The sequence below is a fragment of the Streptomyces sp. NPDC055506 genome, from assembly GCF_053643595.1.
Genome location: NZ_JBSHKH010000132.1, coordinates 1 through 22,875, shown reverse-complemented (window position 1 = coordinate 22,875; position 22,875 = coordinate 1). Strand labels below are relative to the sequence as shown.

Genomic DNA, 22,875 nt, shown 5'->3' with positions numbered 1-22,875 from the left:
CTCTTGTGCTTCATGCCCTCTTGACTCCCGAAGGCGCCGGGTTTAGCTTCCTCACCACCGATAGGAAACTTTCCTAACAGTAGGTCGGCGGGCCTCGATGGACTTCCCCGCCTGATCATTGAGAAGCTGAGCAGCCGAAGGGCAGGTGTGGACACGCATGGCAGGAACCGCCGGTACGCCGGGCACCCCACGCGTCCTGCGCGCCATGAACGACCGGGCCGCCCTCGACCTGCTGCTGGAACACGGGCAGCTGTCCCGTACGCGGATCGGCAAGCTCACCGGCCTGTCCAAGCCGACCGCCTCCCAGCTCCTGGCCCGCCTGGAGGCGGCGGGCCTCGTCCTGGCCACCGGCACCACCGAAGGCCGTCCTGGCCCGAACGCCCAGCTCTACGAGGTCAACCCGGCCGCCGGACACGCCGCCGGGCTCGACGTCACCCCGCAGCGGATCCTCGCCGCGGTCTCCGACATCACCGGCCGCACGGTCGGCCGGCACGAGGTGCCCACCCCCGGCAGGCGCACCGGCACCCCGGTCGTCCAGCAGGTCACCGACGCCCTGGACGGCGCGGTGAAGGCGGCGGGCCTCGCACGGGCCGACATCCATCGCCTCGTCATCGGCACCCCCGGCGCCTTCGACCCCACCACGGGCCGTCTGCGCTACGCCTCCCACCTCCCCGGCTGGCACTCCCCCACCCTCCTGGACGAGCTAGCCGCCGCCCTGCCGATGCCCTTCGAGTACGAGAACGACGTCAACCTGGTCGCGCTCGCCGAACAGCGGCTCGGCGCGGCCCGGGGCCACGCGGACTTCGTGCTGCTGTGGAACCAGGAGGGCCTGGGCGCCGCCCTGGTCCTCGGCGGCCGGCTGCACCGCGGCTGGAGCGGCGGCGCCGGCGAGGTCGGCTTCCTGCCGGTGCCCGGCACCCCCCTGGTCCGCCAGGTCACCAAGGCCAACAGCGGCGGCTACCAGGAGCTGGCCGGCTCGCAGGCCGTGCCCAGGCTGGCCCGTGAACTCGGCATCGAGGACGTCCCGCAGGGGCCGTACGCCGAGGCGGCGGCGGAACTGGTGGCCCGGGCGGCGGAGGCCGACGACGAACCCCACCGCCGTCTCCTCCAGACCTACGCGACCCGGCTGGCCACCGGTCTGGCCTCCCTCGTCTCGGTCCTCGACCCCGAGCTCGTCGTGCTGAGCGGCGCGTCCCTCACCTCGGGCGGCGAGACCCTGCGCGCCCTCGTCCAGGCCGAACTGGAAGAGCTGGCCGCGTCACGCCCCCGCCTGGTCGTGGGCGACGTCCGTGAACATCCCGTGCTGCGCGGCGCGCTGGAGAGCGCGCTCGCGACGACGCGCGACGAGGTCTTCGACACCTCCCGCTGACCCCACCCCCCTCCCCGCATTCCCTTCTCCCTTCTCTCTTCTCCCTCTTTCCCCTTCCCCCGTGCCTCAGGGAGCCTCGCCATGCCCGGAATATCCAGAAAAGCAGCCATCGCACTCGCCGCCTCCGCCTCCCTCGCCCTCTTCACCACCGCGTGCACCGGCCAGTCGGACGCCGGCGCGAGCGACGACGCCTCGCAGGAGACGACCATCAACTTCTGGCACGCCTGGAGCGCGCCCGGCGAGGTGAAGGCCGTCCGGTCCCTGGTCGCCGGCTTCGAGAAGGCGCACCCCAACATCCACGTCAACGTCGTCGGCAACATGACCGACGACAAGATGAACCAGGCCCTGCGCACCGGCGGCGCCAAGGCCCCGGACGTGATCTCGTCCTTCACCACCAACAGCGTCGGAAAGTTCTGTTCCTCCGGCGCCCTGGTGGACCTGAACCCGTTCTTCGAGAAGTCCGGCGTCGACCCGGAGAAGACCTTCCCGAAGGCGATGAACGAGTACACCCAGTTCGACGGAGACCGCTGCGCGGTCCCCCTCCTCGGCGACGCGTACGGCCTCTACTACAACAAGACGGCGTTCGAGAAGGCCGGCATCACCAGCCCGCCGAAGACCTGGTCCGAGTTCGAGCGGGTCGCCAAGAAGCTGACGATCCCCCAGGGCGACACCTACAAGCAGCTCGGCTTCATGCCGAACTACCACGGCTGGGAGACCACCACCGAGCACTACCTCGGCCAGTTCTCCCCCACGTACTTCGACAAGGACGGCAAGTCGAACGTCGGCAAGGACCCGGCGTTCGAGGCCGCGTTCACGGTCCAGAAGAAGCTGGTCGACGAACTCGGCGGCTACCGCAAGCTGGAGACCTACCGCTCCAAGCTCGGCGACGAGTGGGGCCCCAAGCACCCCTTCCACACCGGTCAGGTCGCCATGCAGCTCGACGGCGAGTGGCGCCTGGGCATGGCCCTGGACACCAAGCCGAAGTTCGACATCGGCGTGGCCCCGCTGCCCGTCCCCGACGACCAGGCCGACCAGTACGGCAAGGGCTACATCACCGGCACGATCGCCGGTATCGCGGCGACCAGCAAGAAGCAGAACGCCGCCTGGGAGCTGGTGAAGTACATGACCACGAACACGGACGCGGTGGTGAACTTCTCCAACGCCATCCACAACGTCCCGTCGACGCTCGCGGCTCTGAAGTCCCCGAAGCTGAAGTACGACCCGCGCTTCAAGACGTTCCTGGAGATCGCCGCCAACCCGAACTCCACCACCGCCCCCGCGTCCGTCAACGGCGGTGTCTACCTCACCACGGTCCAGGAGTTCGGCTACGCCTATGAAAGCGGCAAGGCAACCGATCTCAAGGCCGGCCTGAAGAAGACGGCCGCGCAGATCGACACGGACATCGCGCAGGCGAAGTAGCCATGAGCACGAGTCCTGCCGTGAGCACCCATACGTTGCGGGCGAAACACCGCCGCTCGACGCTACGCACCCTGGCCTTCCTCTCCCCCTGGCTGATCGGCTTCACGGTCTTCTTCGCCTACCCCCTGCTCTCCACCGTCTACTTCTCCTTCATGCGGTACGACGGCTTCAAGCCGCCGGCCTGGACGGGCACGAAGAACTGGACGTACGTCTTCGAGCACTACCCCATGTTCTGGCCCGCCCTGCGCAACACCCTGTGGCTGGTCGTCATCATGGTCACGCTCCGGGTCGCCTTCGGCCTGGGCGTGGGCCTGCTGATCACCAAGATCAAGACGGGGACGGGCGTCTTCCGCACCCTGTTCTACCTGCCCTACCTGGCCCCGCCCGTGGCGGCCACCATGGCCTTCGCCTTCCTCCTCAACCCCGGCACGGGCCCCGTCAACTCCATCCTGGAGAACATCGGGCTCCCCGCCCCCGGCTGGTTCAACGACCCCGCCTGGTCGAAGCCGGCCCTCACCCTGCTGGCCCTGTGGGGCATCGGCGATCTGATGGTCATCTTCATGGCGGCCCTGCTCGACGTACCGAAGGAGCAGTACGAGGCGGCCGAACTGGACGGCGCGACGCCCTGGCAGCGCTTCCGCTACGTCACGCTCCCGAACATCTCGCCGATCGTCATGTTCGCGGTCGTCACCGGCGTGATCCAGACGATGCAGTACTACACACAGCCGCTCATCGCCGGAAAGGTCGCCTCCGGCGTGATCCAGGGCGCGGGAACGCTCTTCGAGCCCGGCTACCCCGACAAGTCCACGCTCACCCTCCCCCAACTCGTCTACAACCTGGGCTTCCAGCGCTTCGACTACGGCTCCGCCTGTGTGGTCGCCCTGGTGCTCTTCGCCCTCTCCATGGCCTTCACCGCACTCCTGATGCGCCGCAAGGGCGGCCTGATCCAGGCAGGTGACCGATGACGCAACTACTGGACAAGCCCCTGGAGTTGAAGACCCTTCCTTCCCCTGCGGAACGCACGGCGCACCGCAGAGCACTCCTGGAATGGATCGCGATCCACTCCCTGGGCATCGCGGCGGCCCTCTTCTTCACCCTCCCCTTCGTCTTCGTCCTGCTCACCTCGCTCATGAGCGACAGCCAGGCGCTCAGCCGCGATCTGATCCCGCACACCTGGGAGTGGGACAACTACCGCAGGGTCTTCGACACCCCCGGCTTCCTCACCTGGTGGCGGAACACCCTCTTCTACGCGTTCCTGGGCACGGCCCTCACGGTGATCTCCTCGATCCCGGTGGCCTACGCCCTGGCCAAGTTCCGCTTCCGGGGCCGCAATCTGGCGTTGATGCTGGTCATCTCGATGATGATGCTGCCGCCGCAGGTCGTCATCATCCCGATGTATCTGTTCTGGGCGAAGCAGCTGGACCTCTCCGGCACGCTCTGGCCCTTGATCATCCCCATGGCGTTCGGCGACGCGTTCTCCATCTTCCTCCTCCGCCAGTTCCTCACCACGATCCCCGACGAGTACCTGGACGCGGCGAGGGTCGACGGCTGCGGCGACCTGCGCACCCTGCTCAAGGTCGTCCTCCCGATGGCGAAACCGGGCATTGCCGCAGTGGCGCTCTTCCAGTTCTTCTACGCGTGGAACGACTACTTCGGCCCGCAGATCTACGCCTCGGAGAACCCGGGCGCCTGGACGCTCTCCTACGGCCTGGAGTCGTTCAAGGGCGCCCACCACACCGACTGGAACCTCACCATGGCCGCCACCGTTCTGGTCATGGCCCCCGTGATCCTCGTGTTCTTCTTCGCCCAGAAGGCGTTCGTAGAGGGTGTCACGCTCACCGGAGTAAAGGGTTAGACGTACATGAAACTCACCGTGGTCGGCGGAGGCTCGACCTACACCCCCGAACTCGTGGACGGCTTCGCCCGCCTCAGAGACACCCTGCCCATCGAGGAACTGGTCCTGATGGACCCGGCGGAAGACCGACTGGCCCTGGTCGGCGGCCTGTCCCGCCGTATCTTCGCCCGCCAGGACCACCCCGGCCGCATCGCCACCACTACCGACCTCGACCGCGCGGTCGACGGCGCGGCCGCGGTCCTCCTCCAACTCCGCGTGGGCGGCCAGGCGGCCCGCGAGCAGGACGAGACCTGGCCCCTCGACTGCGGCTGCGTGGGCCAGGAGACGACGGGCGCCGGCGGCCTGGCCAAGGCCCTGCGCACGGTCCCGGTCGTCCTCCACATCGCGGACCGCGTACGCCGCACCAACCCCGACGCCTGGATCATCGACTTCACCAACCCGGTCGGCATCGTGACCCGCGCCCTGCTGGAGGCGGGCCACAAGGCGGTCGGCCTGTGCAACGTGGCGATCGGCCTCCAGCGCAAGTTCGCGGCGCTACTGGACGTCGATCCTCCCGAGGTCCACCTGGACCACGTGGGCCTCAACCACCTCACCTGGGAAACGGGAGTGCGCCTCGGCGGCCCGGAGGCCGAGGACGTCCTGCCCAGGCTCCTGACGGACCACGGCGAGTCGATCGCGACCGATCTCCGCCTGCCACCCACTCTGCTGAATGATCTGGGCGTGATCCCGTCGTACTACCTGCGCTACTACTACGCGCACGACGAGGTCGTACGAGAACTGCGGACGAAGCCGTCGAGGGCGGCCGAAGTGGCGGCGATGGAGAAGGAACTGCTGACGATGTACGCGGACCCGGCGCTGGACGAGAAGCCGGAGCTGCTGGCCAAACGTGGCGGCGCGTACTACTCGGAGGCGGCGGTGGACCTAGCGGCGGCCCTGCTCGGCGGTGGCGGCACGCCGTACCAGGTGGTGAACACGTACAACCGGGGCACGCTCCCGTTCCTCCCCGACGACGCGGTGATCGAGGTGCAGGCGGCGGTGGGCGCCAAGGGCGCGTCCCCCCTCCCCGTCGCCCCCGTGGACCCCCTCTACGCGGGCCTGATGGCGAACGTGACGGCGTACGAGCACCTGGCCCTGGAGGCGGCCCTGCACGGCGGCCGCACACGCGTCTTCCAGGCGCTCCTCTCCCACCCCCTCATCGCCCAGTACGAATACGCCGAGACACTCACGGACCGATTGATCGCACACAACCGGGAGCACCTCGCGTGGGCCTGACCGCGACCGTCCTCGCCATCGACGCCGGCAACAGCAAGACGGACGTGGCCATCGTGACGGCGGACGGAGAGGTCCTGGCCACGGCGCGCGGGGCGGGCTTCCGCCCACCTGCCGTCGGCCTGGAGACGGCGATGAACACGCTGGCTCTCCCTGTCCGCCAGGCCCTGGCCACGGCAGGCCTCAGCTCGGTCACACACGTCTCGGCGTGCCTGGCGAATGCCGACTTCCCGGTCGAGGAAGACCAGTTGGCGAAGGCTCTGCACGCACACGCGTGGGGCGCGACGGTCACCGTCCGCAACGACACGTTCGCGATCCTGCGTGCGGGGGTGACGGAACCCCGGGGCGTAGCGGTCGTCTGCGGCGCGGGCATCAACTGCGTGGGCATGCGCCCCGACGGCCGCACGGCCCGCTTCCCGGCCCTCGGCAGGGTCTCGGGCGACTGGGGCGGCGGCTGGGGCCTCTCGGAGGAGGCGATGTGGCACGCGTCACGCGCGGAGGACGGCCGCGGCCCCGCCACGGCCCTGTCCCGGACCCTCCCGGCCCACTTCGGCCTGACGTCCATGTACGCCCTGATCGAGGCGCTGCACCTGGACCGGATCGCGGCGTCCCGCCGCCACGAGCTGACACCGGTCCTCTTCGCGACGGCGGCGACCGGAGACCCGGTCGCCCGCACCATCGTGGACCGCCAGGCCGAGGAGGTGGTCGCCATGGCCGTGGTGGCCCTCACCCGCCTCGACCTGCTGAACGAACCGACACCCGTCCTGCTGGGCGGCGGCGTCCTGGCGGCCGAGCATCCCCGGCTGAACGGCCGGATCAAGGACCTGCTGTCCGACCGGGCCCCCAAGGCGATCCCCCAGACGGTCACGGCCGGCCCGGTCCTCGGCGCGGCCCTGCTGGGGCTGGACAGGGTGGGGGCGAGGGAGGGGGCGCAGGGGCGGTTGCGGGCGCATTTCGGGGTGTGAGGGGCGTGAGACGGGGGCTCGGCGGGCGTGCGTTCGAACAGCGTCCGTGGACAGCCGCTGTGACTGGCGTACGCACAGGCGCATACTGAGGCAATGACAAAGCCTTCCGCGAAGCGCCACCTGCCCACCAGCCCCTTCAAACCCCCGGTCGTGCCGGCTCCCAAGCACTTCGCCGTCGGCGACCAGGTCACCCACGACATCTACGGTCTCGGCCGGGTGATCGGTATCGAGGAGGGAATCGCGGCGCTCGTGAACTTCGGCGGCTCGGTGGAACAGCGGATCCTGAGCCCGTACGCGAAGATGACCAAGCTGTAGTACGCCCGCAGCACCCGCTCACCGCATGCCAGGTCCCAACGGGGGGCTTGGACTCAAAGGGAGACCTCTCATCGACCTGACCTCGCCGTTCTCCGCCCCGGACGGACCGCCCCGCTGCCCTGCCACAGCATCGCCCCCGCCGGCCACGAACCCCTTCCAGGCCCCGGACTTCGGAGAAGACGACCCCTTTGTAGCCCCCGGTCAGGACTTCGGGCCTGGGTCGGCTACCCCCCGGGGGTAGCTGCCGGCCCGTGTTCAGGGGGCTCGCCGGGCGGCGCCCCAGCCACCAGGGGTCCAGGGGGTCTAACGGCTGTTGCGCCCCGCCCCGCGCGATCCGTGAGGGTGACGGCGGATCTGGACGTTGCAATCGGAGACGCGAGACATGTCTCTTGCGGCCCTGGCAGCCTCCCGCTGACTGCCGAACCGCCGGCACTCCACACAGCCGCTCACGGGCTCCGGCTCGGTGAGCGGCAGCCTCCGCTCCACCGCACTCTTGAACCTGCTCACCGGTCTCCCCCTGGACCGGCGGCACGAGACGCCTGCCGGTACTCCTCGTGCAGCCGGTCCTGCTCCACACAGGGGAGGTTCAAGTTCGCACCGTCGTCGTCCATGGCACAGCAGGTCCGGCAGGTGGCGCAGTGATCGGCGAAGCGCACGAAGGCGGCCTGCTTGGGCGTCATGGCCATGGCGGGTGGGGAACTATGCGTACTGGTACTCATCTGCGGCCCGTCGTGGATCTCGGCCCATACCTCTTTGCCCCATGGGCCTGTCCGGGCCATGCAGGTCGCAGCCCCAGCGATCGGCGATGCCGTCGATCAGGAGCAGACCACGACCTGACTCATCGCCCTCACCAACCTGACCGAGGACCGGCAGGAGCGAGGGCGCCCGGTCCACCACCCCGACACGCACCCGTGTCACGCCCGGCCGCCCGACCATTAGGCGGATCGAGTGGCAGTGGGTGTGCCTGACGGCGTTCGCGATCAGCTCCGACATGATCAGTGCAGCGACGTCGGCGAGGTTGTCCAGGTGCCATACGCCGAGGGCGTCACGGACGAGCTTGCGGCCGTTCGCGGCCGTGGACGGCTCGCACCGGAAAGTCTGGCAGTAGGCGGGGGGACCAGTGGGAGCAGCCTGAACTGGCTTACTGAGACTCGTCATTGGGCTGGAGCCTTCGTGTCGTATCGGCGCCCGGCCCGCCCCAAGGAAGCGCCAGGAGCGAACAAGGCCGTCAACAGCCGCCCGCACGGGAGTGACAGGCGACCAGTGACAAGACAACTCCCGTTCGGCGCACGGTGGTTAGGGCGATCAGGTGGCCCCTCAACGAAACGACATAGGGCGATTTGACCTGCCATTTACCTGACGAGCAGGCGCAGTGAGGGCTACCGTGCCGACATGGGCACCACGCGCAACACCATTCTTGAGGCGTGGATGGCCGAACACGGCTACAGCTCCAACAGCCTGGCTGGCGCTGTGAACAGGGCCATTGAACAGTTAACCGGGCGGCCCGGCGGCCTCGACGGTTCATCGATCCGATCCTGGAAGGCGGGCCGGGTCAGCTGGCCCAAATCGGCTACCCGCAGAGCACTTGAGGACCTCACCGGACTCTCCGCCATCGCTCTGGGGTTCGTGCCACGGAGCCGGACGCCGTCCACCCCGGCCCCACAGGAGCAGGAGGACCCCGACATGAAGCGCCGCACCCTCATCGGCGGCATCGCGGCCGCCGCCGCTGCGGCAGCAGCCGCTCCCGCCACCACCTCGCCTCGCCGCATCGGCATGAGCGACGTCGAACGCCTCCAGAGCCGCTTCTCGGAGGTCATCGCCAGCGACCACCGCCACGGCGGACAACTCGGCATCGAGCAGCAGGCCGCCGCGCTCGCCGACGAGGCGCTGAACCTCCAGAACGCCGGCAGCGCCAGCCAGCGCGTACGCAGCAACCTCTACGCCTCCGCGGCGGCGTTCCGCTCCTCGGCCATGTGGGCCGCCATCGACGGCCGCCGCTACGACGACGCCAAGGCTCACATGCGCGAGGCCCAGTCCCTCGCCGAGATGTCCGGCGACCAGGCGATCAAGTTCCGCATCTGGAGCCACGCGGGCACGATGTACCGCCACATGGGCCGCCCCGCCGACGCACTCGCCGCGAACGATGTCGCCCGCAACCTGCATCTCACACGCCGTGACCCGCTGTTTGCATGCCTGGGACATGCCCGCCATGCCGCCACCCTCGGCCTCATCGGCGACTCCGCAGCCGTGCGGTATGCCCTCGGCTGCGCTCAGGACGCGCTCGAACGCGCCGATCCGGATCACCCTCGCCCGGTGTGGATGGCTGCTGTCCGCGACGGAGCAGAGCTTGAAACACTGGCTCTGTCCGCGCACCTCCGCCTCGGCAACTTCGAACAGGCCGAATCGCACGCCCACCGAAGCCTGACTCTGCTCCGCCCCCAGATGCGGCGCGATCGCGCCCTCAACACTGCCCGGCTCGCACACGCCCAGCTTAGACAGGGCGAAGCCGACGCCGCCACGGCGACCGCGATGAAGATCCCCGCCGACGCCGCCACCCAACACGCCCGCGTGTCAAGCACGCTGCAAGAGTTCGCAGCCACGCTGCGCGCCACCGCACCCGGCAGCACCACCATCCGGACCTGGACCGAGCACACGGTCACCTGGAGGATGGCGGCATGACCACAGCACCCGCCGTCGAACTGCGTGGCCGCACCACCCTCGACACCATCCGCGGCGATCTCCTAGGACGTGCAAGCCCGACGTGCGCGCCCCGCTGCCACACCTGCCGAACTACGCGGTCGCCGCGTTCGACGAGCGCCTGGACCGACAGGGCACCGAACCTGAGTTCGTGACCGTCCTCGAATACGCAGACGGCCATCCGATCGGCTACGCCTAGGGCAACACCATGGAGCACGGCAACCGCTACTGGCAGCGCACCAGCCCCGCGCCAGCGGAGAAGTACACCCAGCGCCCGGCCGTGGCCCTGAAGGAAATCGGCGTCCGACCGACCTGGCGCAAAACCGGCACAGCCCGCCGCATCCACGACGCCCTCCTCGCCACACGTGAAGAGCCCTTCGTCACCGCTCATGGTCAACATCGCCGCCGGCAACGGAAAAGTCCACGCGCTCTACAGGTCATGGGGCTACGAGGACATCGGACAGAGCCAACCATCACCGGCCTCGCCATCGCTCACGGTGATGGCCCGCGCGATTCGCTGATGAGTCCGAGCGCGGCCCTGGGTAGTCCGCTGCTCGCGCTCGCCGCGAACTGGACATCATCAGGTACGCGACCCGCCTTGCCGAAGAAACGGTCGCTGCTTACGGAGCTGACGGCGGGGTGTCCTCGGACCGGAAGGGCACGCTGTCCGAGGCCGAGGGGACGCACATGAACGCACAGGTGCCCTGTTTATGGGTCGGTATCGACGCCAGCAAAGCCCACCACTGGTGGGTCGCCATCGACGACACCGGAACCACCATCTGGAGCCGGACGGTCAGCAACGACGAGGCCGTCATCCTCGCCGGCCTGAGCGAGGCCCTCGCGCTGGACGCCGAGGTCCGCTGGGCCTACTTCGACCGGCCCCGGCACAAGCAAGGGACCGACGGAGGCCATTGGACGGCTCGAGCACCTACGCGGCTCAGCTCTTGGGTTTCGCAACCTCACCAGCTACATCGCCAGATCCCTGCTCGAGTCCGGCGTGTCCGGGCCCCGACTACACCCTCGATTGTGAAGAGCCACAAATCAGCTCATTGTGTTAGCGGTTGTCAGGCGGTATCCGCATCTCTCCACATGACATCGAAGGCATTACTGAAGAACGTGTACCACTCCGCATTTCCCGCTCGCGACACCTGGAACAGCGGAGCCGTATCAGCAGGAATTTTGTACATGTACTGCTGAATATCCATGATACCGGATTTATGCATCCGATCAACCATGACATATCCACACCATATCAGTCCATCGAACGCCCTTACTTCAACGTTGGGGATGTGATTCAATTCCTGTTTGAGTGTATTTATGTTGTGGCGGATCTTCGCTTGAGCAGCCACAATTCCAGACGCCGTCACGAGATCGTAGTTGGATGCCGTAAGGTGTCGACCATACTGTTTCATGTTCTCTCGAGTGGGCAGTGTGACGAGAATTTTTAGGCGAACCCCCCTGTTGGCGGCGACCCCAAGCTGATGCACGATGGATACCGCGCCGTCCAAGGATGGCCCGCATATCACGATTTCTTCGTGAGCGGAATTAACCCGGTCGCTCATTCGGGGAACCGAGCCGCGGTTCGCGATCTGCACTTGTGGAAACTGAGATAGCGAGTGATGCTGGAGCTCGGTCAATCTGATGTCTATCGAGTGGAGAATACCGAGACGCTCGGCGACGTTCGCCACCGCAAGCACCCCGAGAATGCCAAGGATTAGCTCAGTATCGGAGTATGCAATTCCGAACGGTCGCACTTTGAGGAGTCCCAGTGTTGCAAACACGATGCACAGCAGCGGCAGCAAGTAGTCGCGCATAAAGAGCAGAAGATTTCTCACTGTGCCCGCCCCTGCGCTCGAAGAACTACGCGATTACCCACATAGGGCATACGTCCGTGCAGCCATTTAGTATTGTCCAGAAAATATCCCGATCCGCCATGGCACGGTACTTGTTTCATTGTGGTACGCAGGATTTCATTGAACTTTTGCAGGTGGGCATAATCCTGCACCCTGGCGGGATCAACCGTACGGTATCTGATGTCAATTCCACCGTTCTGGTTAACGCGAGCAGGAGCTAACTTTTCGCTCGTCCCGGTCATCGCGACCGGATGGCGAAACAATTTCTGATAAGCTCGTTTATCTTGTTCTCGCAGCGCCATCGCTGCCGCTTCGCCGTCTGAGACCAAGAACTCTCCGCCCGACGCGCCCGGGGACTCGCAGAACATCAGAAGTAATTCAGGAGGGTGTGGTGCAGATGCGCTGTCGGTGTGGAGGGCTAATTCTCCACTGGTGAATCCCTTGTAGGGCCCTCCACCAGAAACCCGCGTGGTAATAACCGTGATTCCGCGATCGTCAGAATCGCGATGCAAGACAGGCGTGCAGATCGAGGAGAACAACCTTAATAGCTCCTCGAAGCAGTTCTCCAATCCATCGAAGAACAGGACTCCGCTGTCCAGGAATTCGCTCTGCAACACCTTCTCCACTGCTCGTACGGAGAGTAGCGGTGCCGTGAGAGTCCGACTCATGAATCGCCATCTATATCAACACGGAACTCGAAACCGTGCTTCCGGTATCCCGAAGACTCAAGAAGCCTGTGTACATTCTCCTTACCGAAGCGACTGTTGGCCACAACCTTGTAGCACTTCCTCTCTCGAGCTCGTCTTATCGCTTCGACGGCTAAAATTTTCCCTAGGCCGTGGTTCCTGTACCCCTCCTCCACGAACCAGTCCTCGCAGAATACAAAGGAGGCAGAGTGCTGTTCGTTGGTGAGGTAGTACAGAAATAATCGGGCAACTTCCCGGCCGTTCATCACGACGCTTATCTTTTCTGCCTCAGCGTGATGCGGAACCGATTGGACCTCGAAACCCGGTTGACCTGCAGAGTGTTTTCCGATTTCATCCATCTCAGGCTCCGATCCAGCGTGTCGTGAGGGGGCTATCCCAATTCTGCAGAGCAGTCGTGAGTCTTTGCTGGTGGGGGTGTTCCAGGGCGGGAAGCTCATGAAGATTCCACCATTGCGCATGGCTGGTCTCTCCGCCAGAGTGCGGTTCTCCCGCGACAACTGTCGCAGCAAGGGTGATGTCCAGGATGTGTAAACCTTCCCTCGTGGAGAGGAGGTTTGAGTCGAAAATTCCCACGATGCCGTGGATTTCGACCTCTACGCCTGCCTCCTCCTTGGTCTCACGTCTGCCTGCGTCGGCCAACGTCTCACCCATTTCGATGAGGCCACCAGGCATCACCCAGCCGCCAGTCAATTTCTTTCGAACCAGTAAAATCTGTTTACCACGAAGGACAAGGCAGTCCACAGAAGCAAGTGGTGACAGGTGCTGAAAGGCGGATGCACCGAGCGTGTCGTTACGAAGTTGCTTCTCTCCTTGCAGTACGCTGCTCATCTCCTGGGCCACCTGCGCCAGTCGATTAGCGCGTGATGCACTGTACGGGTTCCCGCGGTCGAATACGTTCAGCTCGTTGATGAGACCGCGAATTCTTGCCAGCCAGTCGGCAATTACTGCGTCCCGTTCGGTTCCGCTGAAATCTTGGTTCACCGGACCGCCTCTCGTGGATTCGAAATCGACCAGCGAGTCTGAGGAGCAGGGATGTAGTCCGACACCTTGATGGTGTCCAGAGTCAGTCGGCTTCTAACCTCGATCGTTCATGAGTCCTCGTCGGTTCGCTGACGGGGACTCTGCGTTTGTGTGGTGCGGTCTATTTCGGAGTTGGGGCAGGGCGAGGGTCCGGCTCTCGCGTCGGATGGGCGCCGGGTTCCACTTCACCGGTGTGTGGTGGTGCGGGTCGTTGGGGCGGTCGATGTGGCTGGTCAGCCGGGGTCGGCAGGGCGTGGAGCCTGATGTTCGCGTGGCTATGGACGGCGGTCCAGGGCCATCGGGGCGGGCAGGCGGAGTCGGCGGCGGCCGGCGTCCACGAGCTGCGCGGCGGCGGAGATCAGCCGCAGCCAGAGCTTCCGAGCAGCCTGAGAAGTCGCCCTTCCGTGCCGACATGAAGGCCCTGGGCAAGCAAGGCGACTGGGAGAGCAAGACCGACGCCAAGGTGCCGGCCCCGGCAGACATCGCTACGCGGTTGGGTATCGCCGAGGGTGATCTGTGCGTCAGGACGTCATATGAGTTCCTGGCCGGCAGGCCGGTGCAGCTGTCGACGAGCTGGGAGCCGTACGACCTCACCGCAGGCACGCTCATCGTTCTCCCCGAGGGAGGCCCGCACGCTGGGGCCGGTGTCGTGAACCGCATGGCCGCGATCGGTGTCACCGTGAGCCACGCCGTGGAGCAGCCGGAGCCGCGACAGGCGACCGCTGAGGAGGCCTCCCTTCTGGGCACCCAGAAGGCCGCACTCGTCACGCACATCCGGCGGACGTATTACAGCGACGAGGGACGGCCCGTGGAGACAGCGGACATCGTGGTGCCCGCCGCTCATTGCGAGATCGTCTACGAGATCCCGATCAACCGGTAGCCGCAGGCCTGTCGAGGACCGGGTGCGGCGGTGCCTCTGGCGTGTCCACGCCCGTCAAGAGGTGAGGGCGGTCAGCCCTGCCGTTCACTCGTGGCGGCGGCCCAACCTCACGCATGCCGCCCCCAAGTGATCAGTCCTGGGCCGTCTCTGGGCCGTCCGAGGGCGCCCGAGGCCGACCAATGGCAACCGATGGTGACAGGCGAGTCCAAGCCGCCCACCACGAATCCCCAGGTCACAGCCCCCCACCCATACGCGTTTCCGCCCAGGGCTGGCGGTACGGCAAGATGGGGTGTATCTGCCCACTGCCAGTTTCAAGCTGCCGGACGGTTTCTCTTGGCTGAGTTCATTTACACCATGCGCAAGGCGCGCAAAGCGCACGGCGACAAGGTGATCCTCGACGACGTGACGACGAGCTTCTACCCGGGAGCGAAGATCGGCGTCGTCGGCCCGAACGGCGCCGGCAAGTCGACGATCCTGAAGATCATGGCGGGTCTCGAGCAGCCGTCCAACGGTGACGCCTTCCTCACGCCCGGTTACACCGTCGGCATCCTGCAGCAGGAGCCGCCGCTGACCGAGGACAAGACCGTCCTGGAGAACGTCCAGGAGGGTGTCGCCGGGATCAAGGGCAAGCTCGACCGGTTCAACGAGATCGCCGAGCAGATGGCGACCGACTACACCGACGCGCTCATGGAGGAGATGGGCAAGCTCCAGGAGGACCTCGACCACGCCAATGCGTGGGACCTGGACGCCCAGCTGGAGCAGGCCATGGACGCGCTGGGCTGCCCGCCCGGCGACTGGCCCGTCACCAACCTGTCCGGCGGTGAGCGCCGCCGCGTCGCGCTGTGCAAGCTGCTGCTGGAGCAGCCCGACCTGCTGCTGCTCGACGAGCCCACCAACCACCTCGACGCCGAGTCGGTGAACTGGCTGGAGCAGCACCTGGCCAAGTACCCGGGCACCGTCGTCGCGGTCACCCACGACCGGTACTTCCTCGACAACGTCGCCCAGTGGATCTGCGAGGTCGACCGCGGCCGCCTCTACCCCTACGAGGGCAACTACTCGAAGTACCTGGAGACCAAGGCCGCCCGCCTCAAGGTCGAGGGCCAGAAGGACGCCAAGCGGCAGAAGCGTCTGAAGGAAGAGCTCGAGTGGGTGCGGTCCAACGCCAAGGGACGTCAGGTCAAGTCCAAGGCGCGTCTGGCCCGCTACGAGGAGATGGCCGCCGAGGCCGAGAAGATGCGGAAGCTGGACTTCGAGGAGATCCAGATCCCGCCGGGCCCGCGTCTGGGCAGTGTCGTCGTCGAGATCAACAACCTCAGCAAGGCCTTCGGCGAGAAGGTCCTCATCGACGACCTCAGCTTCACGCTGCCGCGCAACGGCATCGTCGGCATCATCGGCCCGAACGGCGCCGGTAAGACGACCCTGTTCAAGATGATCCAGGGCCTGGAGGAGCCGGACTCCGGTTCCATCAAGGTCGGCGAGACCGTCAAGATCTCGTACGTCGACCAGAGCCGCGAGAACATCGACCCGAAGAAGACCCTGTGGGCCGTGGTCTCCGACGAGCTCGACTACATCAACGTCGGCCAGGTCGAGATGCCCAGCCGTGCCTACGTCTCCGCCTTCGGCTTCAAGGGCCCGGACCAGCAGAAGCCGGCCGGGGTGCTCTCCGGCGGTGAGCGCAACCGGCTGAACCTCGCGCTCACCCTCAAGCAGGGCGGCAACCTGCTGCTCCTCGACGAGCCGACCAACGACCTCGACGTCGAGACCCTGAGCAGCCTGGAGAACGCGCTGCTCGAGTTCCCCGGCTGCGCCGTGGTCGTCTCCCACGACCGGTGGTTCCTGGACCGGGTGGCCACGCACATCCTCGCCTACGAGGGCGAGTCCAAGTGGTTCTGGTTCGAGGGCAACTTCGAGTCGTACGAGAAGCACAAGATCGAGCGGCTCGGCCCGGACGCGACCCGTCCGCACCGCGCCACCTACAAGAAGCTGACCCGGGGCTGATCGATCTTGCGGCACATCTACCGCTGCCCGCTGCGTTGGTCGGACATGGACGCGTACGGCCATGTCAACAACGCGGTCTTCGTGCGCTACCTGGAGGAAGCCCGTATCGACTTCCTCTTCCGGCCGGAGAAGGATTTCCAGCAGGGGTCTGTGGTGGCACGCCATGAGATCGACTACAAGCGGCAGCTCGTCCACCGGCACCACCCGGTGGACATCGAGCTGTGGATCACCCAGATCAGGGCGGCGTCATTCACCATCACCTACGAGGTGAAGGACGACGACGTGGTCTACGTCCGGGCCTCGACGGTGGTCGTGCCGTTCGACTTCGAGACGCAGCGGCCGCGCCGGATCACCGCGGAGGAGCGGGAGTTCCTCCAGGAGTACACGGACGACGCCGAGGAGGAGGCCGTCGCCGCATGACGGTCCTGCACCTCGTCGACGAGGGGGAGGCGGCGGATCTCGCGGCCTTCCTCTCCCGGCTGCTCCACTACGACCGTGGAGCCGCGGTGCGCCTGCAGGCCGCGGGCACCGCACTGGCCGTCTTCGGACGGCCGCCGTCCTTCGAGGTGCTGGCCGTGCGCGCGGTGCGGCTGGCGAAGCCGTACGAGAACGGACTGGACGTCACGCTCGACGTGACCGTGTCCGCCGGTGAGCTGCTGGAGTCGGTGGACGAGAAGGCCGCGACGGCTGTCGTGCCGGGTGCCGTGACCGGGCCGCCGTGGGCCGGTGTACTGCCGCCGCGCGGCGGCTGGCGGCCCGAGCCGGGGCTGCCTGCGCCGGACGCCCTGCGGTCCCTGGTCGCCGCCGTGGTCGCCGAGTTCCGGTCCCGTACGCAGGAGTTGCCCTCCGAGGGGCGCACCAGGGCCGAGCTGGACCGGATCGGGCGGGACATCTGGTCCCGTACGGTCGGCGACACCGGCCTCCCCGTGCGGGTCGTGCACGCCGCGCAGTCGCTCGGCTTCCTGCGGCCGGGGGTGCCGCTGGGGCTGTTCTCCTCGGGCGCGTGGCTCCGGCTGCGCACGCCGTACGGATCCGTCGCCGTACGACGTGCCGGGCTCGGGGCGCTGGACGTCAGCGTCCGCTGAACCCACCGGGAGCCGGACCCGTCCCTCAGCCCGGCGCGTTCACCATCGAGGCCGCCGCGTACGTCAGGTAGCTCCACAGCGTGTGCTCGTGCTCCTCGGACAGCCCGAGTTCGTCGACGGCGACCCGCATGTGCTTCAGCCAGGCGTCGTGCGCCGCACGGTCGACCGTGAAGGGCGCGTGCCGCATCCGCAGACGGGGATGGCCGCGGTTGTCGCTGTACGTCGTAGGGCCGCCCCAGTACTGGATGAGGAACAGCACCAGGCGCTCCTCGGCCGGGCCCAGGTCCTCCTCGGGATACATGGGCCGCAGCAGCGGGTCCTCGGCCACTCCCTCGTAGAAACGGTGAACGAGCCGACGGAAGGTCTCCTCCCCGCCGACCTGCTCGTAGAAGGTCTGCTCCTGAAGCGTGCCGCGTCGAATCTCATTCACGCCCTCCATGCTCTCAGACGCGAGGACATAGGACGGAAGGCCTAGGACCGGCCCACTGCCCGGCACCGCTGCCCTTACTGTGGGGGTATGGGCGGGCATGCTCCCGACAGGGACCTGGACGGGCTCGCCGCCTCCGCGCGGGCGGCGCTGGTGCGCCGGATCGACGCGAGCGGGGCCTGGGCCGCCGACCCCGGTTGGCGCGAGGCGTTCGCGGCGGTCCCGCGCCATCTCTTCGTGCCGTACTACTACGTCGGCGTAGCGGGCGGCTACGAGCGACGCTGGGGCGAGAGCCCCGACCCCCGGGCGCGTGAGCGGTGGGTGCGCGGTGCCTACGAGGACACCCCACTGGCGACGCGGCTGCGCGACGGCGAACTGCTCTCCTCCAGCAGCCAGCCCTCCCTGATGGCGGACATGCTGGCCGCGCTGTGCGTGCGGGACGGGAACGCGGTCCTGGAGATCGGCGCAGGCACCGGCTACAACGCGGCGCTGCTCGCCCACCGGCTGGGCGACGACAGGGTCACCACCGTCGACCTCGATCCGGAGATCACCGAGTCGGCCCGCCGGCACCTGGCCGCGGCCGGGTACCACCCGGTCGTCGTCACCGGCGACGGCGCCCGGGGCGTGCCCGAGCGGGCGCCGTTCGACCGGATCATCGCCACCTGCGCCCTGAGCACCGTGCCGCGCGCCTGGCTGGCGCAGAGCCGTCCCGGCGGCCGGATCCTCATGCCGCTCGGCACCGGCCTGATCGCACTCACGGTGAGCGACGACGGGCATGCCGAGGGGCGGTTCCTGCACACGCCCGCCTACTTCGTGCCGCTGCGCGGCGGGAGCCGGGCCTGGGGCGAACCCGCCCAGCTGGGCGGGGTGCCGCGCCGGGCCAGGGAGGACGACCTGTTCCGCTTCCTGCTGACGCTGACCCGGGGCAGCCTCGACCCGCAGGAGGCGCACGCGCTGTGGGAGCAGGAGGGCATGCCGCAGCGGGAGCGCTACGGCATCACGGTCAGCGGCGACCACGAGTGGGCCTGGCTGGACGACCCGGAGGGGCCGTACGCCTGGCCCCTCCCGTCCTGAACCCCTCCTGAGCCCGGAAGGGCTCAGCCCCGGCGGATCGTGATCGTCGTCCAGGCGCCGACGTGCACCCGGTCGCCGTCCTGCAGCGGAACGGGGACGAACGGCTGGATCGGCTCGTCCGAGCCGTTGACCGTCGTGCCGTTCGTCGAGTTCTGGTCGACGACCGCCCAGCTGCCGTCGGGCTGCTGGACCAGCACCGCGTGCTGGTGCGAGACGCCCGGGTCCTCCGGCGGCACCGCCAGATCGACGTCGGGGGTGTCGCCGGTGGAGTGCCGGCGGCGGCCGATCGTGATCTGGTTGCCGGTGAGCGTGCGCTGCTGCTCGGGCGAGTACGCGGGCAGGTTCAGGCCCGCGGCCTCGGGACCGGAGCGCTGCATCATCGCCATGAAGTAGTCGCGGTCCGGGCCGATGGTCGCGGTCCAGGTCGCGGGTCCCTGCGGCGCCTGGGGCTGCTGCGGGAAGCCGCCGGGGCCGGGAGGGGCCTGCGTGGCGCCCGGCTGCGGGTAGCCGTAGCCACCGCCCTGGCCGGGAGGGGCCTGGGTGGCGCCGGGCTGGGGGAAGCCGTAGCCGCCGCCCTGGCCGGGAGCGGGCGGGGCCTGCGTCGCGCCGGGCGGAGGGAAGCCGTAGCCGCCGCCCTGACCGGCACCGGGGCCACCAGGCCCGCCCGGGCCGGTGGTCGGCGGGGAGATCACCCAGTCCTCGTCACCGCCGCCGAACGGACCGCCCTGCGGCGGCCGCTGGGTCTCCTGCGGGAATCCGGGCGGGGCCGGCGGGCCGGACTGCTGGAAGCCCTGCGGAGCACCGGGGCCGCCGGGGCCACCGGGCCCACCAGGTCCGCCGGGGCCTGGCGGCGGCGGGACCGGGCGCGAGGGGTCGGCACCGAATCCGGGCGGGCCGGAAGGGCCACCAGGACCGGTGGGACCGCCGGGGCCGGGAGGCCCACCAGGTCCGGGAGGGCCGCCGGGACCGGGGTAGCCGCCGGGGCCGGACGCGCCGCCCGGCCCGGGGAAGCCGCCGCCGGGAGGAGGCGGCGGGCCCGAGGGATCGCTGCCGAACGGCGGGATCGGCTCGGCCGGGCGGTTCATCTGCGACGGGCGGGAGCCCTGGTACTCGTACGAGTCACCGCCGCCGTAGGACGGACCCGACGGGCCGGGACCGGGCTGGCCCGGAGGCTGGAAACGCACGCCCGGGCCGGGCGCCTGCGGGGGCGGGGCCGCGGGGGTGTACGAAGTCGCCGTGTTCGTCAGGAAGTTCCACCGGCACTCCTCGCAGAACGGTGCGCCGCCCTCACGCGGCGTACGGCACTGCGGGCAGAGCTCCGGCTCGGCGTTCGGCACGGCGGACAGGTGCGGAGGGCGCCCGCCAGGACCGCCGGGCGGGCCACCGGGGCCACCAGGGCCCCCGGGTCCACCCGGGCCGCCGGGGGGCGGGAAGCCGTAGCCGCCGGGCGGGGGCGGTGGAGGGGGCGGAGGCACGGCACCCGCCATGCGGTGACCGCAGACCTCGCACCAGTCGTCGGAACCCGACTGGTGTCCGTTCGGGCAGGTCGGCATGTCGGCCCGTCCCTCCTTCGATCTCTTCTAGGTCACTTCTTTACACGAACGGTCTTGGTGGACCGGGTCTCGAGCGTCATCTCGTCGGCCTCCTGAACCTTCGCCTTCAGTCGCACAGTACCGGTCGCGGCATCGACCACGTCCACCACCTTCGCAAGCAGTTTCGCAGTATCGGCGTTCCCTGAGGCACTCGCGAGCTGAACGGCCCGGCCCAGTTTGGCCGTTGCTCCATCCATATCCCCCGATTTGCGAAGGTCCAGCCCTTGCTGGATGACCTGTGCCAGTTCGGCCTGCCCGGTGTAGTGGGCCACCTGAGGGTTGATCGACGTCGAGGCGACCATGTCGTCGGTCCACACGGCCCGCACCAGGCCCTGCGCGCCAAGGTTCTGGACGCTGCCGTCCGGCTGCGGAATGACCAGCGAGATCCGCGCCGCCAGCATCTCCTGCCCGATGTGCGCGGCCGGGACCTCGACACAGACGTGGTAGTCACGGGACTCGTCGCCCCAGGAACCAAGGGGGTAGTCGCCCGCGCGGGGGCCCGCCTCGGTGCGCCGGCCGGTCAGTTCCTCGACCGTCGGCGCGACCTGCTTGACGAACTTCACAGTGGTGTCGACCGGGGTCCACAACCGCAGGGAGACGTCCGCGACCTCCTTTCCCATCGCCGTCTCCATCATCTGTGTGAAGTCGGCGGCGAGCCCGGCCGGATCGGCGACGATGTCGGCGGTGCCGAGCAGGGCGGAGGCGATCCCTGTGACTTCTTTCACTTCCCAGTCGGTGCCCACGCCGCGCGCGTCGCAGGTGAATCGCCCGGCGCACGCGTCGAGCGCGGCCTTCAGGTCGTCGGGCGATTCGTGCTCATTGCGGCCGTCGGTGAGCAGGATGCCGTGCCGGATGGCGACGTCCGCCGAGGAGAGCAGGCGGTCGGCGAGTTTCAGCCAGGTGCCGATGGCCGTTCCGCCGCCCGCGCTGAGCGAGCGCAGCGCCTGCTTGGCCTGCTCGCGGGTGGCGGCGTCGGCGACCGCGACACGGCCGCCTCCCGGGTAGACCTCCTTGGCCACGTGCGTCCCGCCGATCACCGCGAAGTGCACGCCGTCGCGCAGGGTGTCGATCGCGGCGGCCGTGGCGTCCCGCGCGTTGCGCATCTTGGTCGGCGGGTAGTCCATCGACCCCGAGCAGTCGACCATGACCGCCACGGCCGCGGACGGGCCCTGGCCGGGCGAGTAGAGGTGGGGAGCCGCGACCGCGCTGCCGATCGTGCCGCCGCCGGTCGCCGTCACCGTGACGATGGCGTTGACCTCGACGGCGCCCTCCGGCAGGTACTCGTTCTGGTACACGTCCACCGAGAACTGCGGCACGTTCGACTTCGAGAAAATGGCCATGCCTGCTTCGATCCCCCTCGAAAGCCCCCACCTTCAGCGGGGTGATGACGGTAGGCGGACCGGTCCCCTCCGGTCCGCCGAGGCGTCCCCGTACGTGGCCTCAGGCCGATCCTGCCCCCTGGGGCACGGCGGGGAACGGCACGAGGGCCACTGTTACGTTGTCGTGGCCCCCGCCGTCCAGGGCGTGGCCGACGAGCACCCGGGCGCTGTGCAGCGGATGCGCGGCGGCGTCGACCGGGAGGACCCGGGCCATCTCCTCGGCCGCCTCCGCGTAGTTCCACAGCCCGTCCGTGCAGACCACCACCACGCCCGGCCGGTCCGGCTTGAACGCGGCGGTGTGCGGCTCCAGCTCGTAGGCGTCCGCACCGAGCCAGCCGGTGATCGCGTGGGCGCGCTCGTCGGCGTAGGCCTCGGCCTCGTTCATCAGGCCCGCGGCGACCATCTGCGCGGCCCACGAGTCGTCCTCGGTGAGCCGGGCGGGGGGAGCGCTCCGGTCGACCGGGACCCAGTAGGCGCGGCTGTCGCCGACCCAGCCGACGATCAGCAGGCCGGACGTCACCACGGCGCCGACGATGGTGCACGCCGGGGCGTTCTGGTGCGGGGCCTGCTCGCGGGCCGTGGCGGGCTCGTCGGCGAGCGAGTTGACGGCGCGTGAGGCGGCGACGATCGCGTCGTGCATCGCCTGCTGCGGATGCGCGCCGCGCGGCAGGGCGGCCAGCACCGCCTCGCTCGCGGCCCTCGACGCCGCCTGGGATGCGTCGTCGGGGCGGGTCGCCGAGGAGACACCGTCGCAGACGATCGCCACGGAGGCGGGAGTGCCGTCGGGCAGGGCGGTGCTGCCGATGGCGAACGCGTCCTCGTTGCGGTGGTGGCGCAGGCCGCGGTCGCTGACCGCGGCCACCGGGCCGGACTCCTGCTCCATGTGGTCGCGTTCGCGGGGCTGGGCGTGCCCGCAGTTCTCGCAGTAGCCGTCGTCGTCGACCCGGCCCGCACGGCAGGCGACGCAGACC

Annotated in this window: 22 protein-coding genes and 4 pseudogenes; 16 read left to right on the top strand and 10 right to left on the bottom strand. The window is 68.3% G+C overall.

The window, feature by feature from the left end; all coding sequences use genetic code 11:
• Positions 1-157 precede the first annotated feature (157 nt).
• The 7 genes from ACWIF2_RS33770 (at position 158) to ACWIF2_RS33740 (ending at position 7,192) form a co-directional block, all read left to right on the top strand.
• Entirely contained in the window at positions 158-1,369 is a 1,212-nt protein-coding gene (locus tag ACWIF2_RS33770) for an ROK family transcriptional regulator (protein ID WP_454364697.1), read from the top strand.
• An 81-nt stretch (positions 1,370-1,450) separates the two neighbouring features.
• Entirely contained in the window at positions 1,451-2,788 is a 1,338-nt protein-coding gene (locus ACWIF2_RS33765; RefSeq protein ID WP_454364696.1) for an ABC transporter substrate-binding protein, read from the top strand.
• 20 nt (positions 2,789-2,808) lie between these two features.
• Entirely contained in the window at positions 2,809-3,753 is a 945-nt protein-coding gene (locus tag ACWIF2_RS33760) for a carbohydrate ABC transporter permease (RefSeq protein ID WP_454364695.1), read from the top strand.
• Positions 3,750-4,643, top strand: a complete 894-nt coding sequence (locus tag ACWIF2_RS33755; protein WP_454364694.1) for a carbohydrate ABC transporter permease — start codon at positions 3,750-3,752, stop codon at positions 4,641-4,643. Before ACWIF2_RS33760 ends, ACWIF2_RS33755 begins: the two co-directional genes overlap by 4 nt.
• 6 nt (positions 4,644-4,649) lie before the next feature.
• Positions 4,650-5,915 carry a 6-phospho-beta-glucosidase gene (locus ACWIF2_RS33750; protein ID WP_454364693.1) on the top strand — a complete coding sequence of 422 codons (1,266 nt, stop codon included), beginning with the start codon at positions 4,650-4,652 and terminating at the stop codon, positions 5,913-5,915.
• Positions 5,906-6,877: an N-acetylglucosamine kinase gene (locus ACWIF2_RS33745; RefSeq protein ID WP_454364692.1), complete on the top strand. Its 972-nt coding sequence runs from the start codon at positions 5,906-5,908 to the stop codon at positions 6,875-6,877. The genes ACWIF2_RS33750 and ACWIF2_RS33745 overlap by 10 nt, the downstream gene beginning before the upstream one ends.
• 93 nt (positions 6,878-6,970) lie before the next feature.
• Positions 6,971-7,192 carry a hypothetical protein gene (locus ACWIF2_RS33740; RefSeq protein WP_184592772.1) on the top strand — a complete coding sequence of 74 codons (222 nt, stop codon included), beginning with the start codon at positions 6,971-6,973 and terminating at the stop codon, positions 7,190-7,192.
• 503 nt (positions 7,193-7,695) lie between these two features.
• Here ACWIF2_RS33740 and ACWIF2_RS33735 read toward each other — a convergent pair.
• Positions 7,696-7,878 (bottom strand): hypothetical protein, encoded by a 183-nt coding sequence (locus ACWIF2_RS33735; protein WP_454364699.1) that lies wholly within the window; start codon positions 7,876-7,878, stop codon positions 7,696-7,698.
• A gap of 48 nt (positions 7,879-7,926) precedes the next feature.
• Positions 7,927-8,350: pseudogene (locus tag ACWIF2_RS33730) on the bottom strand (ATP-binding protein); the annotation flags it as partial.
• Between the two features lie 234 nt (positions 8,351-8,584).
• On the opposite strand from ACWIF2_RS33730, the gene ACWIF2_RS33725 reads away from it, so the two are divergent.
• The 4 genes and pseudogenes from ACWIF2_RS33725 to ACWIF2_RS33710 form a co-directional block, all read left to right on the top strand.
• Positions 8,585-9,871 carry an XRE family transcriptional regulator gene (locus tag ACWIF2_RS33725; RefSeq protein ID WP_454364691.1) on the top strand — a complete coding sequence of 429 codons (1,287 nt, stop codon included), beginning with the start codon at positions 8,585-8,587 and terminating at the stop codon, positions 9,869-9,871.
• Positions 9,868-10,410: pseudogene (locus tag ACWIF2_RS33720) on the top strand (N-acetyltransferase family protein). Before ACWIF2_RS33725 ends, ACWIF2_RS33720 begins: the two are co-directional and overlap by 4 nt.
• A 166-nt stretch (positions 10,411-10,576) precedes the next feature.
• A pseudogene (locus ACWIF2_RS33715) lies at positions 10,577-10,696 on the top strand (IS110 family transposase); the annotation flags it as partial.
• A gap of 57 nt (positions 10,697-10,753) precedes the next feature.
• Positions 10,754-10,919 (top strand): annotated as a pseudogene (locus ACWIF2_RS33710) (ISL3 family transposase); the annotation flags it as partial.
• A 34-nt stretch (positions 10,920-10,953) separates the two neighbouring features.
• Here ACWIF2_RS33710 and ACWIF2_RS33705 read toward each other — a convergent pair.
• The 4 genes from ACWIF2_RS33705 to ACWIF2_RS33690 are packed head-to-tail and all read right to left on the bottom strand — an operon-like array spanning position 10,954 to position 13,430.
• Complete coding sequence (locus tag ACWIF2_RS33705; RefSeq protein WP_454364690.1) at positions 10,954-11,703, bottom strand: hypothetical protein; 750 nt, start codon at positions 11,701-11,703, stop codon at positions 10,954-10,956.
• A 17-nt stretch (positions 11,704-11,720) separates the two neighbouring features.
• Positions 11,721-12,368 carry a TauD/TfdA family dioxygenase gene (locus tag ACWIF2_RS33700; RefSeq protein WP_454364689.1) on the bottom strand — a complete coding sequence of 216 codons (648 nt, stop codon included), beginning with the start codon at positions 12,366-12,368 and terminating at the stop codon, positions 11,721-11,723.
• A gap of 38 nt (positions 12,369-12,406) precedes the next feature.
• Positions 12,407-12,787, bottom strand: coding sequence for a GNAT family N-acetyltransferase (locus ACWIF2_RS33695; protein WP_454364688.1), 381 nt, complete (start codon positions 12,785-12,787; stop codon positions 12,407-12,409).
• 1 nt (position 12,788) lies between these two features.
• Complete coding sequence (locus ACWIF2_RS33690) at positions 12,789-13,430, bottom strand: NUDIX hydrolase (RefSeq protein WP_454364687.1); 642 nt, start codon at positions 13,428-13,430, stop codon at positions 12,789-12,791.
• A gap of 316 nt (positions 13,431-13,746) precedes the next feature.
• Here ACWIF2_RS33690 and ACWIF2_RS33685 point away from each other — a divergent pair, with 316 nt between their 5' ends.
• The 4 genes from ACWIF2_RS33685 to ACWIF2_RS33670 all read left to right on the top strand — a co-directional run bounded on the left by ACWIF2_RS33685 (position 13,747) and on the right by ACWIF2_RS33670 (position 17,432).
• Positions 13,747-14,349 carry a UTRA domain-containing protein gene (locus tag ACWIF2_RS33685; protein ID WP_454364698.1) on the top strand — a complete coding sequence of 201 codons (603 nt, stop codon included), beginning with the start codon at positions 13,747-13,749 and terminating at the stop codon, positions 14,347-14,349.
• 333 nt (positions 14,350-14,682) lie between these two features.
• Positions 14,683-16,347, top strand: coding sequence for an energy-dependent translational throttle protein EttA (ettA, locus tag ACWIF2_RS33680; protein ID WP_454364686.1), 1,665 nt, complete (start codon positions 14,683-14,685; stop codon positions 16,345-16,347).
• A 6-nt stretch (positions 16,348-16,353) separates the two neighbouring features.
• A complete protein-coding gene (locus ACWIF2_RS33675) occupies positions 16,354-16,767 on the top strand; it encodes an acyl-CoA thioesterase (RefSeq protein WP_382588771.1) in 414 nt (137 codons plus the stop codon).
• Positions 16,764-17,432: a hypothetical protein gene (locus ACWIF2_RS33670; RefSeq protein WP_454364685.1), complete on the top strand. Its 669-nt coding sequence runs from the start codon at positions 16,764-16,766 to the stop codon at positions 17,430-17,432. Before ACWIF2_RS33675 ends, ACWIF2_RS33670 begins: the two co-directional genes overlap by 4 nt.
• 25 nt (positions 17,433-17,457) lie before the next feature.
• On the opposite strand, the gene ACWIF2_RS33665 is transcribed toward ACWIF2_RS33670, so the two are convergent.
• Positions 17,458-17,871, bottom strand: a complete 414-nt coding sequence (locus ACWIF2_RS33665; protein ID WP_215121340.1) for a globin — start codon at positions 17,869-17,871, stop codon at positions 17,458-17,460.
• Between the two features lie 78 nt (positions 17,872-17,949).
• Between ACWIF2_RS33665 and ACWIF2_RS33660 the strand changes: the two genes are divergently transcribed.
• Entirely contained in the window at positions 17,950-18,933 is a 984-nt protein-coding gene (locus ACWIF2_RS33660) for a methyltransferase domain-containing protein (protein ID WP_454364684.1), read from the top strand.
• A gap of 23 nt (positions 18,934-18,956) precedes the next feature.
• On the opposite strand, the gene ACWIF2_RS33655 is transcribed toward ACWIF2_RS33660, so the two are convergent.
• The 3 genes from ACWIF2_RS33655 to ACWIF2_RS33645 form a co-directional block, all read right to left on the bottom strand.
• Positions 18,957-20,486 carry an FHA domain-containing protein gene (locus ACWIF2_RS33655; RefSeq protein ID WP_454364683.1) on the bottom strand — a complete coding sequence of 510 codons (1,530 nt, stop codon included), beginning with the start codon at positions 20,484-20,486 and terminating at the stop codon, positions 18,957-18,959.
• Between the two features lie 32 nt (positions 20,487-20,518).
• Positions 20,519-21,865: a vWA domain-containing protein gene (locus ACWIF2_RS33650; RefSeq protein WP_454364682.1), complete on the bottom strand. Its 1,347-nt coding sequence runs from the start codon at positions 21,863-21,865 to the stop codon at positions 20,519-20,521.
• 100 nt (positions 21,866-21,965) lie between these two features.
• Positions 21,966-22,875: PP2C family protein-serine/threonine phosphatase (locus tag ACWIF2_RS33645; protein WP_454364681.1), on the bottom strand; the 910-nt coding region annotated here is incomplete at its 5' end.

Excerpts from the sequence above, each read along its gene's own strand:
- ACWIF2_RS33765 (WP_454364696.1), top strand. The coding sequence starts at position 1,451 with ATGCCCGGAATATCCAGAAAAGCAGCCATCGCACTCGCCGCCTCCGCC.
- ACWIF2_RS33685 (WP_454364698.1), top strand. The coding sequence starts at position 13,747 with ATGGACGGCGGTCCAGGGCCATCGGGGCGGGCAGGCGGAGTCGGCGGC.
- ACWIF2_RS33650 (WP_454364682.1), bottom strand. The coding sequence starts at position 21,865 with ATGGCCATTTTCTCGAAGTCGAACGTGCCGCAGTTCTCGGTGGACGTG.
- ACWIF2_RS33655 (WP_454364683.1), bottom strand. The coding sequence starts at position 20,486 with ATGCCGACCTGCCCGAACGGACACCAGTCGGGTTCCGACGACTGGTGC.
- ACWIF2_RS33755 (WP_454364694.1), top strand. The coding sequence starts at position 3,750 with ATGACGCAACTACTGGACAAGCCCCTGGAGTTGAAGACCCTTCCTTCC.
- ACWIF2_RS33750 (WP_454364693.1), top strand. The coding sequence starts at position 4,650 with ATGAAACTCACCGTGGTCGGCGGAGGCTCGACCTACACCCCCGAACTC.
- ACWIF2_RS33660 (WP_454364684.1), top strand. The coding sequence starts at position 17,950 with ATGGGCGGGCATGCTCCCGACAGGGACCTGGACGGGCTCGCCGCCTCC.
- ACWIF2_RS33725 (WP_454364691.1), top strand. The coding sequence starts at position 8,585 with ATGGGCACCACGCGCAACACCATTCTTGAGGCGTGGATGGCCGAACAC.
- ACWIF2_RS33770 (WP_454364697.1), top strand. The coding sequence starts at position 158 with ATGGCAGGAACCGCCGGTACGCCGGGCACCCCACGCGTCCTGCGCGCC.
- ACWIF2_RS33740 (WP_184592772.1), top strand. The coding sequence starts at position 6,971 with ATGACAAAGCCTTCCGCGAAGCGCCACCTGCCCACCAGCCCCTTCAAA.
- ACWIF2_RS33670 (WP_454364685.1), top strand. The coding sequence starts at position 16,764 with ATGACGGTCCTGCACCTCGTCGACGAGGGGGAGGCGGCGGATCTCGCG.
- ACWIF2_RS33735 (WP_454364699.1), bottom strand. The coding sequence starts at position 7,878 with ATGGCCATGACGCCCAAGCAGGCCGCCTTCGTGCGCTTCGCCGATCAC.
- ACWIF2_RS33665 (WP_215121340.1), bottom strand. The coding sequence starts at position 17,871 with ATGGAGGGCGTGAATGAGATTCGACGCGGCACGCTTCAGGAGCAGACC.
- ACWIF2_RS33705 (WP_454364690.1), bottom strand. The coding sequence starts at position 11,703 with ATGCGCGACTACTTGCTGCCGCTGCTGTGCATCGTGTTTGCAACACTG.
- ACWIF2_RS33695 (WP_454364688.1), bottom strand. The coding sequence starts at position 12,787 with ATGGATGAAATCGGAAAACACTCTGCAGGTCAACCGGGTTTCGAGGTC.